This is a genomic window from Streptomyces sp. BRA346 (assembly GCF_052851135.1).
The window spans coordinates 53,058-71,541 of the sequence record NZ_JAIWIH010000002.1; the positions used below are offsets into that span (position 1 = coordinate 53,058).

At 74.2% G+C, this 18,484-nt stretch carries 9 protein-coding genes; 7 read left to right on the forward strand and 2 right to left on the reverse strand.

Annotated features, from left to right (window positions below; all coding sequences use genetic code 11):
• Nucleotides 1–17 precede the first annotated feature (17 nt).
• From LCH29_RS02000 to LCH29_RS02015, 4 genes are read left to right on the forward strand one after another with little or no spacing between them, the layout of a single operon-like run.
• Entirely contained in the window at nt 18–482 is a 465-nt protein-coding gene (locus tag LCH29_RS02000) for a hypothetical protein (RefSeq protein ID WP_446459921.1), read from the forward strand.
• Nucleotides 479–772 carry a hypothetical protein gene (locus LCH29_RS02005; RefSeq protein WP_446459922.1) on the forward strand — a complete coding sequence of 98 codons (294 nt, stop codon included), beginning with the start codon at nt 479–481 and terminating at the stop codon, nt 770–772. The genes LCH29_RS02000 and LCH29_RS02005 overlap by 4 nt, the downstream gene beginning before the upstream one ends.
• Nucleotides 769–1,224 carry a DUF6010 family protein gene (locus LCH29_RS02010; protein WP_446459923.1) on the forward strand — a complete coding sequence of 152 codons (456 nt, stop codon included), beginning with the start codon at nt 769–771 and terminating at the stop codon, nt 1,222–1,224. Before LCH29_RS02005 ends, LCH29_RS02010 begins: the two co-directional genes overlap by 4 nt.
• Before the next feature lie 29 nt (nt 1,225–1,253).
• A complete protein-coding gene (locus LCH29_RS02015; protein WP_446459924.1) occupies nt 1,254–2,120 on the forward strand; it encodes an AraC family transcriptional regulator in 867 nt (288 codons plus the stop codon).
• 4 nt (nt 2,121–2,124) lie between these two features.
• On the opposite strand, the gene LCH29_RS02020 is transcribed toward LCH29_RS02015, so the two are convergent.
• On the reverse strand, nt 2,125–3,042 hold the full coding sequence (locus LCH29_RS02020; RefSeq protein WP_446459925.1) for a class I SAM-dependent methyltransferase: 918 nt from the start codon (nt 3,040–3,042) through the stop codon (nt 2,125–2,127).
• A gap of 65 nt (nt 3,043–3,107) precedes the next feature.
• The gene (locus LCH29_RS02025; RefSeq protein WP_446459926.1) at nt 3,108–3,641 is read right to left on the reverse strand and encodes an EF-hand domain-containing protein; all 534 of its coding nucleotides are present in this window, start codon (nt 3,639–3,641) and stop codon (nt 3,108–3,110) included.
• 209 nt (nt 3,642–3,850) lie between these two features.
• Between LCH29_RS02025 and LCH29_RS02030 the strand changes: the two genes are divergently transcribed.
• The 3 genes from LCH29_RS02030 to LCH29_RS02040 all read left to right on the forward strand — a co-directional run bounded on the left by LCH29_RS02030 (nt 3,851) and on the right by LCH29_RS02040 (nt 18,484).
• A complete protein-coding gene (locus tag LCH29_RS02030; RefSeq protein WP_446459927.1) occupies nt 3,851–4,333 on the forward strand; it encodes a hypothetical protein in 483 nt (160 codons plus the stop codon).
• 520 nt (nt 4,334–4,853) lie between these two features.
• Nucleotides 4,854–16,532: an amino acid adenylation domain-containing protein gene (locus LCH29_RS02035; protein WP_446459928.1), complete on the forward strand. Its 11,679-nt coding sequence runs from the start codon at nt 4,854–4,856 to the stop codon at nt 16,530–16,532.
• Nucleotides 16,529–18,484: a class I adenylate-forming enzyme family protein gene (locus LCH29_RS02040; RefSeq protein ID WP_446459929.1), complete on the forward strand. Its 1,956-nt coding sequence runs from the start codon at nt 16,529–16,531 to the stop codon at nt 18,482–18,484. Before LCH29_RS02035 ends, LCH29_RS02040 begins: the two co-directional genes overlap by 4 nt.

Sequence of the window (18,484 nt, forward strand, 5' to 3'; positions counted from 1 at the left end):
GATCGGCCACCCCGACCATGACGAAACTCTTCCTCTCCCTCCACGTCCTGGCCGCCGTGATCGCCATCGGCCCCGTCACCGTCGCCGCCAGCATGTTCCCGCCCGCCCTGCGCCGCGCCCACGGCGACCCGCAGGACCGCGAGGCGCTCACCACCCTGCGGATGCTGCACCGCATCTGCCGCGTCTACGCCGCCATCGGGATCGCCGTACCCCTCTTCGGATTCGCCACCGCCAGCAGCCTCGGCGTCCTCGGCAGCGCATGGCTGATCACCTCGATCGTCCTGACCGCCGCGGCCGCCGCCATCCTGGTCCTGCTGATCCTGCCCGCCCAGGACGGGGCCCTCACCGCGGCCCGGGCACCCGGCGCCACGGCCACCCGTGCCCCGGCCCGCCTCGCCATGCTCACCGGCGTGTTCAATCTGCTGTGGGCCACGGTCACGATCCTGATGATCATCCGCCCCGGCTCCACCACGGGAGCATGACCGTGCACCTGCGTTCCCTGCGCATCGCGGCACGCGCCGAACTCATCTCGCTGGTCATCCTGCTGGCCAACCTCGCCAGCGCCCACCTGAAGCCCATCTCCTCCCTGACGGGCCCCACCCACGGCTGTGCCTACCTGTTCGTCATCGGCGCCACCTGGCGCCTCCGCCAGGCCACGAACACCACCAGGGCCACCGCCGTCATCCCCGGCATCGGCGGCCTCCTCGCGCTGCGGCACCTCAGCCGCGCCGGGACCGTCCCTCCGCACCCCGAGAAGGCCATCCCGTCATGATCCCCTCCCTCATGGCCATCCTGGTCGGCGTCGTCTACGCCCTGCTGATGTCGCTGATCCGCGAACCGCACCGACGCCGTTTCAACGCCATCATGGTGGCGGGCGCAGGAGCGGCCTACCTCAGCGGCGGTGGCATGGGCGGCTGGGAGTTCGTCGCCACCGCCGCCATCACCTACGTCGCCTACCGCGGGCTGGAGTCCTGGACGTTCATCGGCATCGCATGGCTGATGCACACCGGCTGGGACATCGTGCACCACGTCAAGGGCACCCCGATCATCCCCTTCGCCCATGACTCCTCCCTCGGCTGCGCCATCTGCGACCCCGTCATCGCCCTGTGGTGTTTCCGGGGCGGCCCCTCGCTGATCGCCCTCGTCCGCGGCGGGGGCGGGGGCGGGCCGACCCGATCGGACCGGGCACAGGATGTCGGGTCGGGCAGGGTGCGATCTTCCTAACGTGAAGGTCGTCAGGGAAGGAGACCGAGGTGCTGGAGCGGCTGAACGAGGCCCTGGACCACATCGAGTCGCATCTCGCTCAGCGGATCGAGGTGACCGAGCTGGCACGGATCGCGATGACGTCGGAATACCACTTCCGCCGGATGTTCTCCGCGCTGGCGGGGCTGTCGCTGTCGGAGTACATCCGGCGCAGACGGCTCACCGTCGCGGGGGCCGAAGTGCTGGCCGGGGAGCGGATGCTGCTGGAGATCGCGGTGCGCTACGGCTACGGGTCGGGGGAGGCGTTCGCGCGAGCGTTCCGCACCCAGCACGGGGTGGGGCCGGGCGAGGCGCGGCGCAGTGGCGCCGCGCTGAACTCCCAGCCACGGATGTCCTTCCGCCTCATCGTCGAAGGGAGGAGCGCCATGCGATACCGGGTCGTGGAGAGGGAGCAGTTCCACGTGGTCGGCAAGAAGGCCACGGTTCCGCTCGTCCACGAGGGGATGAACCCGGCCATCGCCGACTTCATCCGCGGCATCGACAAGGAGACGATGCGGCGCGTCAGCGCCCTGTCCGATCAGGAGCCGGAGGGGATCGTCGGGGTCAGCGACAAGATCGACCCGAGCCGGGCGGAGGGGACCGAACTCGACTACTACCACGGCGTGGTGAGCCGGTCGACCGGGCCCGAGGACCTGGACACGCTCACCGTCCCGGCGGGGACGTGGGCCGTGTTCGAGACCTCCGGATCGTTCCCGCAGGCGCTCCAGTACCTGTGGCGCGACGTGTTCACGCAGTGGTTCCCGTCCAATCCGTACCAGAGCAGGCCGGGGCCCGAGATCCTGCGCACTCAGGTGTCGCAGGACGGGGCGGAGGCGGACGCGGAGCTGTGGATTCCGGTGGAACGCACCGCGGTCTGAGCCGTCACCGGTCCGGAGCGTGCCACGGGTCCGGAGCGCGCGCGAACACCCACCGGTTGGCGGCCAGGGCGTCGTGCGGCTCCGGGCGCGGGCCGCGTCCGTAACGGCTCGTGAAGTCGAACGGGGTGCGGACCGTCGTGGACCAGCCCCGTGCGGCCAGGTCTCCGGCGGTGTCGGGCCGTGGCTCGCCGTCGAACAGGGCGAGCAGGTCGACACCGATCCGGAGCCGGGCCGCGGCGTAGACGGGGCTGTCGCGGACCGCCGCCGACTCCGTGCCGAGCTTCACCTCGTACGCGAGGGCGCTCCCCGCCGCGCTCAGCCCGGTCACCGTTTCCATGAGCAGCTGTTCGGCGGCGGAGGGCAGATAGAGCAGGAGCCCCTCCGCCAGCCAGGCGGTCGGCCGGGCCGGATCGAAGCGCGCGGCGGTGAGCGCCCCGGCCCAGTCGTGCCGCAGATCCGCGGCGATCGTGACGCGCTCCGCCCGGGGCGCGGCGCGCAGTCCGTCGAGCACCCCGTGCTTGAACGCGAGGACCGGCCCCACGTCGACCTCGAACACCGTGCAGCCGGGCGGCCAGTCGAGCCGGTACGCCCGCGAGTCGAGCCCCGCCCCGAGCAGGACCACCTGGCGGGTGCCCGCGTGCGCCCGGGCCAGGAGGAAGTCGTCGAGGACCCGGGTCCGCAGACCGAAGTAGCGTCCCAGCCGCCCCCAGAGGGGATCGGCGTCTCCGCCCGGCACCTGCTGAGGCCGCACCGGCCAGTGCGCGAACGCCCGCCCCGCGGCGCGCACGAAGTGCTCCGCGTACGGGTCCCGCGCGAGCGCGTCGGGCCGGTGGGTTTCGATCGCCCGCGCCGCGGCGACCAGGAGAGCGGTCCGCCCGACGCCTCCTGCCACGCCGGTGCTCTCGCGCGTCGCCTCCGTCATACGACCCCCCTCCCGGGCGTGCCCTCCCCGGTGCGCCATGCCCGCCCGGCCGCCGTCGTCCGTGGTCAGACCGCCGTGCCCGCGACCAGGTGATCGCCGGGGATTCCGGCCTTGCCCGGAGCGTAGTAGTCCTTGATCCCGTCCACCCAGGTCGCCACCTGGATCCGGTCCGCGTCCGAGGGGCCGAAGGCGTCGAAGAGGGCGTCGATGTTGACGCGTTCGAAGCCGATGGCGGTCATCAGCGCCACGAACGCGGGGCGTTCCACGGTCCCGTCGCCGCCCGGGTCCCCGAGCGCGGCCAGCGCCTCGGCGAACGCGTCGACCGTCGCGTCGAAACGCTCGGGCGAGAGCACGCAGGCGGCGTACTCCTCGAAGGTGATCTCGCCGTCCCCGTTGGCGTCCGCTTCCCTGCGCAGCGTCGTCCAGTACCGGCGGAACGCCGTGCGCATCGCGTCCTTCGCCGCCTCGTCCGCGTCGGGCGCCGCCTCGACGACGCGGCCCGCCATCAGCTCGAAGTCATCGGCTTCCAGGACGCCGTTGCCATCGGCGTCGAGCAGCGAGAAGACGAGCGCGACCCGCTTGGTGGCCTCTGTGCCCATGAACCGTGTCCCCTTCCGGTCGGTGACCGGAGCTGTGTGTCCGGCCGCCGGCTCACTATCGGTTCGGCGGGGCGCACGGACGGCGGCAACCGATCGCCGTTCACTCGAACGAATGGAACTGGCCTCGAAAGGGCCGCGCGACGGCCACGGGACCTCACCGGAATCTCCATGCCTTGTTTGCATCGGCCGGATCGGGCAATTCGTGCAGCATGGCTAACGCACGAGCGAACAACGAATCGACCGACCGGGCGACCAAGGCCACCAAGGCGACAGCCGCCAAGGCCAAGGAGACCTCCGCGAAGGCGGCGGGGAAGACGGCGGCGAAGGCGGAGTCCGCAGGCCAGTCGACCGCCGATGCCGCCAAGTCCGCCGGGACCGGCGCGGCACGCGCCGCGGCCGGTGCGGGCAGCGCCGTCGGCAACGCCGTGACCTCGGTGGGGGCCACGGCGGGGAAGGCGGCCGAGTCGGCCGGCACCGCCGTGACCAGCACACTGAAGGACATGACCTCGGCGGCCGGGCAGGTGACGTCTGCCGCCTCGACCGCCTGGACCGCCCTGAAGCACCGCAAGCTCATCGCGGCCGGTGCCGCGGCCGGGGTCACCGCCCTCAGCGCGGCGTCCTACGCCGTGGGCCGCGCTGCGGAGCGCAGCGGCCACGGTCCCGTCACGCGGATGACGGGCGGCCGCATCTGACGGGCCGCCCGATCGCCCGACCGACCCCACGAACCCGCCCGACCCCACCGACCCGACCGCCCGCCGAGGCCACCCCGATGTGGCCCTCGGCGGGCGGTTTCGTGCGGACACGCCTCGTACCGCGTTTGCGGATGGGACGGTTGCTCAACGCGGGGTGATGCGAGCGGGTGTTCAGGGAGCGCCGCACGGGCAGACAGGGGAGGGAGTGACGGCCGAAGGTCCCGGATTGCTCGATCGCACGGGTTCCGAATCGGCCATTCTCGTGGCCGAGTTGCTACTCCAGGGTTGTGAACTGCGGCGATCTGCCGTGTGTCGCCGTGATGCGGCGGCCCGGAGTGATGATCCTCTCCATTGCCATCCCTTTGCGATGCTTTTACTCGCCTGTTAGTCTTCCGGCGACCGGACAAGATCGGATCACCGCCGAGCGGCCCGTGCCCGAACAGCCCGACGACTGATGCAAATCGCCCTGTGAAGCCACTTCTACGTTGAGGTCGTCACACGGCGACCGGGCGGGAACCTCATGGCCCTGGACGAAACCGGCACCGAAATCCCCCTTTCCGAGGCGCAGTCAGGCGTGTGGCTGGCCGAGCGGTCCCGGCCCGACCTGTCCTCGCCGTACCTCTGGGGCGAGTACACCGACATCACCGGCACCCTCGACACCGGTGTCCTCGTGGCCGCCGTCCGGCAGGCCGTGCGCGAGACCGAAGCCCTCCACGTCCGCTTCGCCGAGACGCCGGACGGACGGCCGGTCCAGCGCGTGGTGCGCCCGCGCTCCGTCGCCTTCCCGGTGCGCGACCTGCGCCACGAGCCCGACCCGTACGCGACGGCCCTCGCCTGGATGCGCAAGGAGCTGTCCCGGCCCGTCGACCTGGCCGAGGGCGAGCTGTTCGACGGCGCCGTCCTGCGGATCGGCGACCAGCGGCATCTGCTGTTCACCCGGGTGCACCACATCGCCCTCGACGGCTTCGGCATGACGCTCTTCTCGCGCCGCGTCGCGGATCTCTACGGCAGCCTGCTCGACGGCGGCCCGATACCCGGAAACGGCTGGAGCCCGCTGCGCGCCGTCCTCGACGAGGAGCGCGTCTACCCCGGCTCACCCCAGTGGGAGACCGACCGGCAGTGGTGGCTCGGCCACATGGAAGGCCATCCCTCATTCCTGAGCCTGGCCCCGCGCCCGGCCCCGGTCCCGGCCGCCTCGCTGCGGCTGACCAACACCCTGCCGGAGGCGGAGTTCGCCCAATTGCGGGCGGCCGCACAGGAGATGGGGCAGCGCTGGTCACGGCTCGTCATCGCGGCGACCGCCGTCTTCGTCCACGCGATGACCGGCAGCCGGGACGTCGTCCTGAGCCTGCCGGTCACCGGACGGGTCAGCGAGCAGAGCCGCAGGGTGCCCGGCATGTCGGCCAACGTGCTGCCGCTGCGCCTGCACGTCGACCCCGCCGCCCCCTTCACGGACCTGGCGGCCCGGGCCGACGAGGCGATCGCCCTCGTCCAGCGGCACCAGCGCTACCGGGGCGAACAGCTGCGCCGCGACCTGCACTACCCCCAGGACGGGCGGCGCTTCTTCGGGCCCGTGCTCAACATCCAGCGTTTCGCCTACGGTCTGCGCTTCGGGCCCGCCACCGCCACCGTGCACAACCTCCAGGCGCCGCCCTCGGAGGACCTGTCCCTGGTGGCGTACGACCGCGGCGACGGCCCGCTCACGATCGACGCCGACGCCAACCCCGCCAACCACTCCCCGGAGCTGCTGCGCGACGCCAGTGACCGCTTCCTGCGCGTGCTGCGCCAGGCAGCCACCCGCCCGGGCCTGACCCCCGTGGCGCGTTACGCCGTCACCTCGGCCGCCGAGCGCGACCGGATCGGGGCGGCGGGCAGCGGGCGGCCGCAGCGGCACACCGGCCCGGCGCGCACCGCGCTCGCCCGGTTCGAGGCCCATGTCGCCGCCACGCCCGAGGCGTTCGCCGTGCGCTCGGCCGCCACCGGCGAGCGGCTCACCTACCGGCAGCTCGACGCCCGCGCCACCGCCCTCGCGGCCCGGCTGACCGCGGCGGGCGTCACCGCCGGGACACCGGTGGGCCTCCTGGCCGAGCGCTCGCCCGAGCTCGTCGTCGCCGTGCTGGGCGTGGTCAAGGCGGGCGCCGCGTATCTGCCGCTGCACCGCGCGGACGCCCCGAGCCGCCTGGCCGCGATCGCCGACGGAGCCGGAGCGCGGTTCCTGATCACCGACGCCACGACCCGGGACGACGACATCGCCACCTGGTTCCGCGACCGGGGACACCATGTCCACGTCCTCGGCGCCCTCGGCGACGAGCCGTCCGCCGCGCCGCATGACCCTCCGGTGACCGTGCACCCGGAGCACCTCGCGTGCGTGATGTACACCTCGGGCTCGACCGGCACCCCCAAGGGCGTCGCCATCACCCACGCCAATCTCGTACGGCTCGCCGCCGACCGCTGGTGGGACGAGGGCGGCGCCGAGCGGGTGCTGCTGCACTCCCCGCACGCCTTCGACGCGCTCAACCTGGAACTGTGGGTGCCGCTGCTCACCGGCGGCGAGATCGTCGTCGCCCCGCCGGGCCGGACGGACCTCGGCGTCCTGCGCGACGTCATCGCCACCCACCGCGTCACCGGACTGTGGCTGACGGCGGGCCTGTTCGCGGCGCTCGCCGAGGAGGACCCCGACTGCCTCACCGGTGTCCGCCAGGTGTGGACCGGCGGCGACGTGGTCGCGCCCGAGGCCGTACGACGCGTCCGCTCCGCGCCCCGTGCCCCCGCCGTCGTCAACGGCTACGGACCCACCGAGACCACCGTCTTCGCCACCCGGCACCCGGTGGACCACCTTCCCGGACACATCGCCTCGATCCCCATCGGCACCCCGCTCGACGGCACGAGGGTCCACCTCCTCGACGACGCGCTGCGCCCCGTCCCGCCCGGTGTCACCGGCGAGGTCTACCTGTCCGGCACCGGGCTCGCCCGCGGCTACCTCGGCGCGCCGCGCCGGACCGCGGAGCGGTTCGTGGCCTGCCCGTTCGGCCCGCCCGGCGCCCGGATGTACCGCACCGGGGACCTCGCCCGCTGGAACCCGGACGGCACACTGGACTTCGCGGGCCGCGCCGACAGCCAGGTCAAACTGCGCGGCTACCGGATCGAACCCGGCGAGGTCGACGCCGCGCTGTGCCGCCACCCCGCCGTGACCCGGGCCGCCACCGTGCTCCGCGAGGACCGGCCCGGTGAGCGCAGGCTCGTGTCGTACGTCGTCACCGCGCGGCCGGAAGCAGAGGAAGGCGACGCGGAGGCGCTGAAGCGCCACGCCGCCGAGCACCTTCCGGCGTTCATGGTGCCGTCGGCGATCGTCCCCGTCGAACGGCTGCCCCTCACCCGTAACGGCAAGCTCGACCGCGCCGCGCTGCCCGCGCCGCCCACCCCGCGACGCGACGGCACCGACGGCACCGACGGCACCGACGGTCCCGGCGCGGACCGGGCGCACCGCACGCCCGCCGAGGAGACGCTCACCGCGCTGTTCCGCGACGTGCTGGGCGAGCAGCACATCCCGCCGGACACCGGCTTCTTCACCCTGGGCGGCGACAGCATCCTGGCGATCCACCTGGTCAGCCGGGCCCGGCGGGCGGGCCTCCCGCTCACCTCGCAGGACGTCTTCCGCCACCCGACGGTCGCCGCGCTGGCCGCGAGCCTGGCCGACCGGTCCCCGCTGCCCACGGGCCCCCACGTCCCCGCACCGAGCGACACCGGCACCGACGACGACCCGGCGGTGGAGCCGACGCCCGTGATGCACTGGCTGCGCGAACGCGGCGGGCCCGTCGCCGGGTTCGCGCAGTCGATGGCGCTGCGCACCCCCGCCGCACTGGACGAGCCGAGGCTGCGCACCCTCCTCGAAGCGCTGCTCGACCGGCACGAGATGCTGCGCCTCCGGCTGGTGGCGCGGGAGTCCTCCTGGGCGCTGCGGACCGAACCCCATGGCCGGATCGCGCTGGTCCGGCAGGACGCGTCCGGTCTGGACGGGCAGGCGCTGGAGGCCGCCGTACGGGAGCACGCCGCGCGGGCCGGAGAGCGGCTGGACCCCGCGGAGGGGCGCGTCGTGCACGCGGAGTGGTTCGACGCCGGGGACGATCGGCCCGGCACGCTCGTCCTCACGGTGCACCACCTCGCCGTCGACGGGGTGTCGTGGCGGATCCTGCTCGACGACCTGCGCGACGGCTGGCGCGCCCTGGCCGACGGCCGGACCCCGGCACCGCCGCCGGTCGGCACGGGCTTCGGGAGGTGGAGCAGGGCGCTGGCGGCGCACGCCCGGGACGCGTCGGTCCTGGCCGAACTCCCGTACTGGACCCAGGTCGCCAACGCGGTCGGCCACCTCCAGGCGGAGCCGCGGCCGGACCCGGCGCGGGACACCGAGGCCACCCGCCGCCACCACACCCGCACCCTTCCGGCCGCGCTGACCGCGGCCTTGGCGGAGCGGGCCACCGCCGCGTTCGGCGCCTCGCTGAACGACCTGCTGCTGACCGCGTTCGTCCGGGCCGTCGCGGACTGGCGGGGCGCGGGGGAGACGGGCGTCGGGCTGGACCTGGAGGGCCACGGCCGGGAGGAGTTCGCCGCCGGTCTCGAACTGTCGCGTACGGTGGGCTGGTTCACCGTCATCCACCCGGTGCTGCTCGACGCGGGGGACGGGGACACGCCGTGGGACGTGGCCGTGGCCCGGGTCCGCGCGGCGCTGCGCGACGTACCGGCCCATGGCCTCGGCTACGGCCTGCTGCGCCACCTCAACCCGGACACCGCCACCCGGCTGGCCGCACCCGCACCGCCCCGGATCGCCTTCAACTACCTCGGCCGCTTCGAGGCGGACGGCGAGCGGGACTGGAGCCCGGACGGCAGCGTCCTCGCGTCCGGCGCGTCGCCAAAGCTGCCGTTGGCGCACGCCGTCGAACTCGACTCCGTCGTCGTCGACCACCCCGAAGGCCCCCGGCTCACCGCCATGTGGTCCTGGGCCGGTCGCCTGCTGGACGACGCGCACATGGCGGACCTGGCCGGGCGCTGGTTCGACCACCTCGCGGCGCTGGCCGCCGGTGCGGACGAGCGACCCGCGGCACCCGCGGTGGCCGCGGCGGATCGCGAGGGCGAGGCAGACCGCGAGGGCGAGGCGTTGCCGCTGGCGCCCCTCGCCCATGGGCTGCTGTTCCACTCCCAGTACGACCACGGCGAAGACGGCGGCGCCGACCCGTATCTCGTGCAGTTCGTCTTCGAGCTGACGGGCGACCTCGACGCCACGGCGTTGCGCGAGGCGCTGCGCACGCTGGTGCGCAGGCATCCGAATCTGGCCGCCGGGTTCCGTCCGGACGCCGTCGGCAGGCCCGTGCAGACGGTGCCGGACCACATCGACGTTCCATGGCGGGAGGAGCGGGTGGCGTCCCCCGAGGAAGAGGCCGCCTTCCTCGACCGGGACCGGCGGGTGCGGTTCGACCTCGCCCGGCCACCCGCGCTGCGCGCCACTCTCCTGCGGGCCGCCGGGCGGCGCCACGTCTTCGTCCTGACGGCCCACCACATCCTGCTGGACGGCTGGTCCTGGCCGATAGCGGTCCGGGAGCTCTTCACCCTCTACGCGGGGGATACGCCCCCGCCCGCCACGCCGTACCGCGCCTACCTGGACTGGCTCGCCACGCGCGACGCCGAGGCCGACGAGGCCGCGTGGCGCGGTGTCCTGTCCGGGCTGGACGGCCCCACCCTGGTCGGTGGCGAGCGCGGCCGGGACACCGCCGACCGCCACGGCCAGGCCGACGCCGCGCTGGACGCCGAGGTGACGGACGCACTGCGGCGGGCGGCCCGTGCGCACGGGCTGACCGTCAACACCCTCGTACGGCTCGGCTGGGCGATGCTGCTGGGCGCCCACACCGGCCGTGACGACGTGGTCTTCGGAGCCACGGTCTCCGGCCGCCCGCCCGAGCTGCCCGGTGTGGAGGACATGGTCGGCCTGCTGATCAACACCATCCCGGTCCGGGTCCGCCTCGACCCTTCCCGCACCGTCGAGGAGACGCTGCGCGCGCTGCGCGACCAGCAGCTCGCCGTCGTCGAGCACCAGTACGCCGATCTCACCCGGCTCCAGCGCCTGGCCGGTCACGGCGAACTGTTCGACACCCTGGTCGTGTTCGAGAACTACCCGATCGACGCCGATGCCCTGCGGGACGTCGCGCCCGGCATCGAGGTCACCGGGCTGCGGGTGATGGACGGTACGCACTACCCCCTGTCGCTCATCGTCATCCCCGGCGACGGCACGCGCCTGGGCCTGCGGCTCGACCACCACACCGGGGTCCTCGACGCGGACGCCGCCCGGCGCCTGCTCGACCGGCTCGGCGCGCTGCTCGGCCGTATCGCCGCCGCGCCCGGCGCCCGGCTCGCCGACATCGGCCTCCTGCTGCCGGACGAGCGGACACCCCGGGCCCCGGTCGACGCACGGACACCGGGCGCCACCCTGCCCGCGCTGTTCGAGGCGCAGGCCGCGCTCCGCCCCGACGCCCCCGCGCTGACCGACGGCGAACGCACCCTCGGCTACGGCGAGTTGAACGAACGGGCCAACCGCCTCGCACGGCTGCTCGTGGCCCGCGGCGCGGGCCCGGGCCGACTCGTCGCCCTCGCCCTGCCACGCGGTGCCGACCTGGTGACCGCCGTCCTCGCCGTGCTCAAGTCCGGTGCGGGCTACGTACCGCTGGACCCGGCCACCCCGCCCGAGCGCGTCCGCCACGTGCTCGACGAAACCGACCCGCCACTGGCCGTGGCGACGTCCGACACCGCGGCCCTGCTGCCGCCCGGCCGGGACCGGCTGCTGCTGGACGACCCGGAGACGGCCGCCGCCCTGGCCACAGGACCGGCCGGTGACCTCGGCCGCTGCACCGATCCGCACACCACCGCCTACGTCATCCACACCTCCGGCTCGACTGGCACCCCCAAGGGCGTCGTGGTCACGCACGACAACGTCGTACGGCTGCTGGACACCACCGACGAACGGTTCGGCTTCGGCCCGGACGATGTGCACGCCCTGTTCCACTCGTACGCCTTCGACGTGTCCGTGTGGGAGCTGTGGGCGGCACTCGGCCGCGGCGGGCGGCTCGTCGTCGTCCCGCACACGGTCAGCCGGTCGCCGCGCGAGATGTGGCAGCTGCTCGTACGGGAGGGGGTCACCGCGCTGTGCCAGACACCATCGGCCTTCTACCAACTCGCCCAGGCGGAAGCCGACATGGCGCGGGAGGCCGACGGCCCGCCCCGGCACGCGCTGCGCGTCGTGGTCTTCGCCGGGGAGGCGCTGGACCCGCGCCGGATCCGCCACTGGTATCCCGAGGGCCCCGCCACCCACGGCCGCCCCCGGCTGGTGAACATGTACGGCATCACCGAGACCACCGTGCACTCCACGTACGCCGAACTGACCGACCCGGCCGACACCCGCAGCGCCATCGGCGAACCGCTCGCCGACCTGCGGCTGCACCTGCTCGACCACGCGCTGCGGCCCGTGCCGCCCGGCTGCCCCGGCGAGATCTACCTCTCCGGCCCCGGCGTGACCCGCGGCTACCTGGGACGGCAGGCCCTGACCGCGACCCGTTTCGTGGCCGACCCCTTCGGCCCGCCCGGCGCCCGGATGTACCGCTCGGGAGACCTGGCGCGCCGGTGGCAGGACGGCACGCTGGAGTACCTGGGCCGCACCGACCAGCAGGTGAAGGTGCGCGGTTTCCGGATCGAACCCGGCGAGATCGAGGCCGTCCTGGAGCGCCACCCAGACGTCGTCCAGGCCGCGGTCATCGCGAGGGACGGGGGCGCGGACGGTGGCGCCCAGCTCGTGGCGTACACCGTCCCCGCGACCGAGGACACCCACCTCGACCCCGCCGCGCTGCGCCGGTTCGCCGCCGACCACCTGCCCGGATACATGGTGCCCGGCTTCGTCGTGCCGATCGCCCGGCTGCCGCTCACCCGCAACGGCAAGCTCGACCGGCGCGCCCTGCCCGCACCCCTGCGGACCGGGGGTGTGGGACGGGCGCCCGCCACCGAGCTGGAACGGTTCCTGTGCCGCGCCTTCGCCGAAACGCTCGGCGTGCCCGACGTCGGCGTGGAGGACGGCTTCTTCGACCTCGGCGGACACTCGCTGCTCGCCACCCAGCTGATCAACAAGATCCGTGCGGGCCTCGGCATCGACCTCGCCATCCGCACGCTGTTCGACGCGCCCACCGTGGCCGCTCTCGCCCCGCGCGTCACCGCGCAGCGCGACGAGCCCCGCCGGACCCCGGCCGGCCGTCCGGCGCAGCGCCCGCCGCTGCGCCCCGGACTGCGCCCGGCCCGTGTCCCGCTGTCGTTCGCCCAGCGCCGCCTGTGGTTCCTCCACCACTTCGAGGACGCCGGGCCCACGTACCACATGCCCTTCGCCTTCACGCTCGACGGCCCGCTGGACACCGGCGCGCTGCGCGCCGCGCTCAGGGACGTCCTGACGCGCCACGAGATCCTGCGCACCGTGGTGGAGGTCCACGACGGCGAGCCCTGGCAGCGCGTCATCACCCCCGTCGAACCGCCCTTCGAGACCGTCGAGGTGAAGGAGGAGGATCTGGCCGAACGGCTCGCCGCCGACGCCGCCCGCCCCTTCGACCTGGCCACGGAACTGCCCCTGCGGGCGACGCTGTACGTGCTGGGCCCAGACCGCCACGTCCTGCTCCTGCTGCCCCACCACATCGCGGCCGACGGCTGGTCGCTGACCCCGCTCACCCGCGACCTGTCGGCCGCCTACCGGGCCAGGACCGCGGGTGACGCCCCCCGGTGGGAGCCGCTGCCCGCGCAGTACGCGGACTTCGCCCTCTGGCAGCGGGAGCTGCCCACCGACGCCGCCACCGCGTACTGGACGCGCGCCCTGAGCGGTATCCCGCAGGTGCTGCCCCTGCCCGCCGACCACCCGCGCCCGCCGACCACCTCGCACCGCGGCGGCACCGTCGAGCTGGCCCTGGACGCCTCACTGCACCGAGGACTCACCGCCCTCGCCCGCGAACACGAGGCGAGCGTGTTCATGGTGCTGCACGCCGCGCTCGCCGCCCTGCTGTCCGGGCTCGGCGCGGGCGAGGACATACCCATAGGCACGGCGGTCGGGGGCCGCCACGACGCGGCGCTGCACGACACCATCGGCTGCTTCGTCAACACGCTGGTGCTGCGCACCGACCTGTCGGGCACCCCCTCCTTCGCCGAGTTGCTGCGCCGGGTGCGCACGGCCGACCTGGACGCCTTCGAGCACCAGGAGCTTCCGTTCGAGCAACTGGTGAAGCTCCTCAACCCGCCGCGCTCCACCGCGCACCACCCCGTCTTCCAGGTGATGCTGGCCTTCCAGGACACCGGCCGCGCCGACCTCGAACTGCCGGGGATCACCGCCCGGCAGGTGGCGGTGCACGGCGACCGGGCCCGCCTGGACCTGCTGTGGAGCCTCCAGCAGGAGTACGACGCGACCGGCGCGCCCGCGGGCGTGTCCGGGGTGCTGGAGTACAACGCCGACCTGTTCACCCGGCCCACGGTGGACGCGCTGAACGAGCGGCTGGCCCGGCTGCTCCGCGCCGCCGTGGCCGACCCCGGCCGGGCCGTCGCGGACCTGCCCCTGCTCACGGAGGACGAGGAGCGACGGACCGTCACCACCTGGAACGACACCGCAACCGAGGTGGCCGGGCCGGGCGTGGTGGAAATGTTCACGGACCGGGCCCGCCGTACGCCGCACGCGCCCGCCGTGATCGGGGCCACGGAGACGCTGGACTTCCGGCAACTTGCCGAGCGCGTAGCGGAGTTGGCCCGGACGCTACGGGAGCGCGGCGCGGGCCCGGGCCGACTGGTCGCCGTCGGCCTGCCGCGCGACACCGGCCTCATCACAGCGTGCCTGGCCGTGCTGTCGACCGGTGCCGCGTATCTGCCGTTCGACCCCGACCTGCCGCCCGACCGGATCGCCGCCCTGCTCGCCGACGCCCGCCCCGCCCTGGTCCTGCGGGCGCCGGACACCGGCGGCGAGCCGTGGACACTCGCCGCCTCGCCCGACCCGGCACGGCTGCCCGACGACGCCGCGTACGCGATCCACACCTCCGGCTCCACCGGCCACCCCAAGGCCGTCGTCGTCCCGCGGCCCGCGCTGGTCAACCTGCTGGCCGCCCTGCGCGAGCGCCTCGGTGTCCACGAGGGCGACCGCGTCCTGGCCGCCGCGCCCGCCAACTTCGACATGTCGGTGCCCGAACTGTTCCTCGGTCCCGTCACCGGCGCCGCCACGGTGGTCGCCGACACCGCGGCGCTCCGCGACCCGGACGCCCTGCTCGCCCTCCTGGCCCGGCACCGCGTCACGGTCATGCAGGCCACCCCCTCGCGCTGGCAGACCCTGGCCGACCGGCGGCCGGGCGTACTGCGCGGCATGCGGGCGGTCATCGGCGGCGAGGCCGTCCCCGGCCCGCTCGCCGAAACCCTCACCGGCCTCGGCTGCCGACTGTTCTCGTACTACGGCCCCACCGAGACCACCGTCTGGTCCGCCTGCCACCCCGTCACCGGACCCCAGGAGCCCGCCGTCCCCCTGGGCCGCCCCGTCGCCAACACCCGCGCGTACGTCCTGGGCCCCCGGCTGCGACCCGTACCGCCCGGCGCCATCGGTGACCTGTATCTCGCGGGCGCGGGCGTCGCCCACGGCTATCTGCACCGTCCGTCGCTCACCGCGCAGCGCTTCGTCGCCGACCCCTTCGGCCCGCCCGGCGCCCTCATGTACCGCACCGGCGACCTGGCCTCGTGGCGGGCCGACGGCACGCTGCGCTTCCACGGCCGCGACGACGACCAGATCAAGCTGCGCGGCCACCGCGTCGAACTCGGCGAGATCGAGGCGGCGTTGACCAGCCACCCCCAGGTCGGGGCCGCCGCCGCGGCGGTGTGGGACGTGGGCCCGGACGACCGCCGACTGGTCGGCTACGTCGTCCCCGCATCCGGAGGCTCCGGTGCCTCCGGTGCCTCAGGTGCAGACCTCGACTCCGTGCGCGACCACTTGGCCGCGCGGCTGCCCGGCTATATGCTCCCGGCCCGCCTCCACACCCTCGACCGCCTCCCGCTCACCCGCAACGGCAAGGTGGACCGGCGCGCACTGCCCGAGCCGGACTGGGGGAGCGACACCGGCAGCCGGGCGCCGGGCACGCTGCGGGAGGAGACGCTGTGCCGGTTGTTCGCCGAGGTGCTCGGTGTGGACCGGGTCGGCGCCACGGACAGCTTCTTCGCCCTGGGCGGCCACTCGCTGAGCGCCACCCGGCTCGCCACCCGCATCCGTGACGTACTCGGCCTGCGGCCCACCATCCGCGACCTGTTCGAAGCGGCCACCCCGGCCACCCTCGCCGCCCGCCTCGACGACGGCACCCCGACCGCCCGGGGCCACCTCATCGCGTACCGCGCCACCGGCGAGGCGGCGCCGGTGTTCTGTGTGCACCCGCTGAGTGGCATCGGCTGGCTGTACGCCGGGCTGCTGCACCACGTCGACCGCGCCCATCCGCTCTACGCCCTGCGGGGCGAGGGCCCCGGTGGCATCCGCGAACTGCCGTCCAGCGTCGAGGAGATGGCCGAGCGGTACGTGGACGAGCTGCGGTCGGTACGCCCGCACGGCCCGTACCACCTGGTCGGCTGGTCCTTCGGCGGACTCGTCGCCCACGCCATGGCCGTACGGCTGCGGGAGCTGGGCGTCGCACCGGGGCTGGTGTGCGTCGTCGACGCCCTGCCGCGCGACGGCGACGGCGAAGCACAGCACATCGACGAGGAGCGCGTCCACCGCATCCTGGTGACCGCCGCCGGACACGACGAGCGCCAATTCCCGCCCGGTGGGCTGGACTTCGACACCGTCACCGCCCTGCTCCGCACCGAGGGCAGCGCGCTCGCCACCCTCACCGAGGACGACATCGACCGCATCGTCGCGGTGGCGAAGAACAACGCCCGGCTCCTGCGCGCCTACCGGCCGCCCGTCCTCGACGGCGACGCCGTCCACGTGGCCGCGGCCGGAAACCGCCCGGCGGTGGAGAAGGCGTGGCGCCCCCTCGTCACCGGCGCACTCACCCTCCACGACGTGGACAGCGACCACGAGCGGATCATGCAGCACCAGCACATCGGCGGCTTCGGCCGGATCCTCGACCAGGAACTGCGCCGCCACGACCGCACCGCCCGAGGGACGGAGAACCCATGACATCCGTGGCGCACCGCGCCCCGCTGGACACGGTGGAACTGGCGCAACGCTACCGGGCGGAGCTGCTCGGCCTGGACGCCCTTCCGGCGGGTGCCCGCGTCGTCATCCGGCTCCCGCACGGCGAACCGCTCGCCGGGGCCCTGCTCACCTGCTTCGACCGGCGGCTCGTCGCCGTACCGCAACACCCGCGCACCTCCGACGCGGAACTGGCCGCCGCCGTACGGCGGGTGGACGCCTCGGCCGTCATCGACACACCCGCCGACCGCACCCATCCGATCGGGCTGCGGATCCTCCCCGGGGCGCCCGCCGAGCCCGATCCGGGGGCGGCGGAGCTGGCGTTCCTCATGTTCACCTCCGGGTCCACCGGCACCCCCAAGGGCGTGATGCTCAGCCGCCGCGCCGTCCTCGGCAACGCCACCAAGACGGCGCGGCTGCACCGCTTCGCACCCGATCGCCCGCACGGCACCTGTCTGCCGCTGTACCACTGCAACGCGCTCGTGATGTCGCTCATCGGCGCCCACATCACGCACACCCCGCTGGTCCTGCACACCGCCTTCGACCCCGAGCGCTATCTGCGCGACCTGGCGGCGGGCGGCGCCCGCACCGGCTCGATCGTCCCCGCCCTGCTGTCGGAACTGGTGGAGGCCGGACCCGCCTGGCCGGACGGCCTGGACTATCTGATCACCGCGGCCGCCCCGCTCACCGGTGACCTCGCCCGGCGCTTCCACCAGCGCTACGGGCCCAGGCTCCGCCAGGGGTACGGGCTCACCGAAGCGGTCAACTTCAGTTTCACCATGCCCGAGCTGGCCGGCGAGGACTTCGCAGCGCAGTACCTCGACCGCTTCCCGCCGGTCGGGATCCCGCTCCCCGACACGGAGGTGCGGATCGCATCCGGCGAGGTGTGGATCAGAACACCGGACATGATGGACGGCTACTGGTGCGACCCGGCCGCCACCGCCCAGGCCCTCACCCCCGACGGGTGGCTGCGCACCGGCGACCTCGGAGAGCTGCGCGACGGACTGCTCGTCCTCAGGGGCCGCGCCAAGGAGCGCATCGACCGCGGCGGCGAGAAGCACTATCCGCTGGACGTGGAGCGCACCTGGCACGACGCGGGGCTGCGCGGCCGGTTCGCCGCCGTGCCGGTCGCCGAAGCCACGCTCGGCCACGACGTCGGCCTCGTCGCCGACGGCCCTCCCGGTGACACCCTCGACGCGGTGCGCACCGTGTGCGAGCGCGCCGCCGTGCGCCCCGCCGCCGTCCGGTGGGGCGGCTTCCTCGCCACCGCCACCGGCAAACCGCAGCGCACCGCGATGGGCCGCACCCTGGCCGTACGGCGGATCTCCACCGTCCGCTACGAACGGCTGCTGCGCTACGCCGCCGTCACCGCCCGCAGCCTGCTCGGCACCGCCGCTCCCGCGCGGGATCAGCCCTCGGGTGATCTGGGCCACGCGCTGCGCGCGATCGCGCCGTACGCCGCGGACGAGCCGGTCCCCACCGGCGAGGAGCCCGTCTTCGCCGCCTTCGACTTCCTGCGCGAACACGTGCGCGCGCACGGGACCGGGACACCCCTGCCGGAAGCCGAGAAGGCGCGGTGGCGTGCGTATCTGCGGTCCCAGTGGCCCCTTTCGGAACATGCCGCACTCGCCGCCGAGATCTGCGCCACAGAAGGCGTTGCGCCCGATACGCCCCAGTTCGGCGCATGGTGGGAGTCCGAGGACGGCGGGCTGCGACTGCTTCCCCACGCCCTTGCCGCCACCCCTGACGGCATGCCCTGGGCGCTCGACTACCTGTGGCGGTGTCTCGCGGACGACCCCGGGACCGCCCGTCTCGACCGCTGGGCCTGGGCGCGACGGCCACGCCCCGGCCACCCCGCCACGGTGGGCTTCTCCGTGCTGCGATCCGGCCGCCATGACCTGGGCGGCGTCGTATGGGATTCACAACCGAGGGAGTGA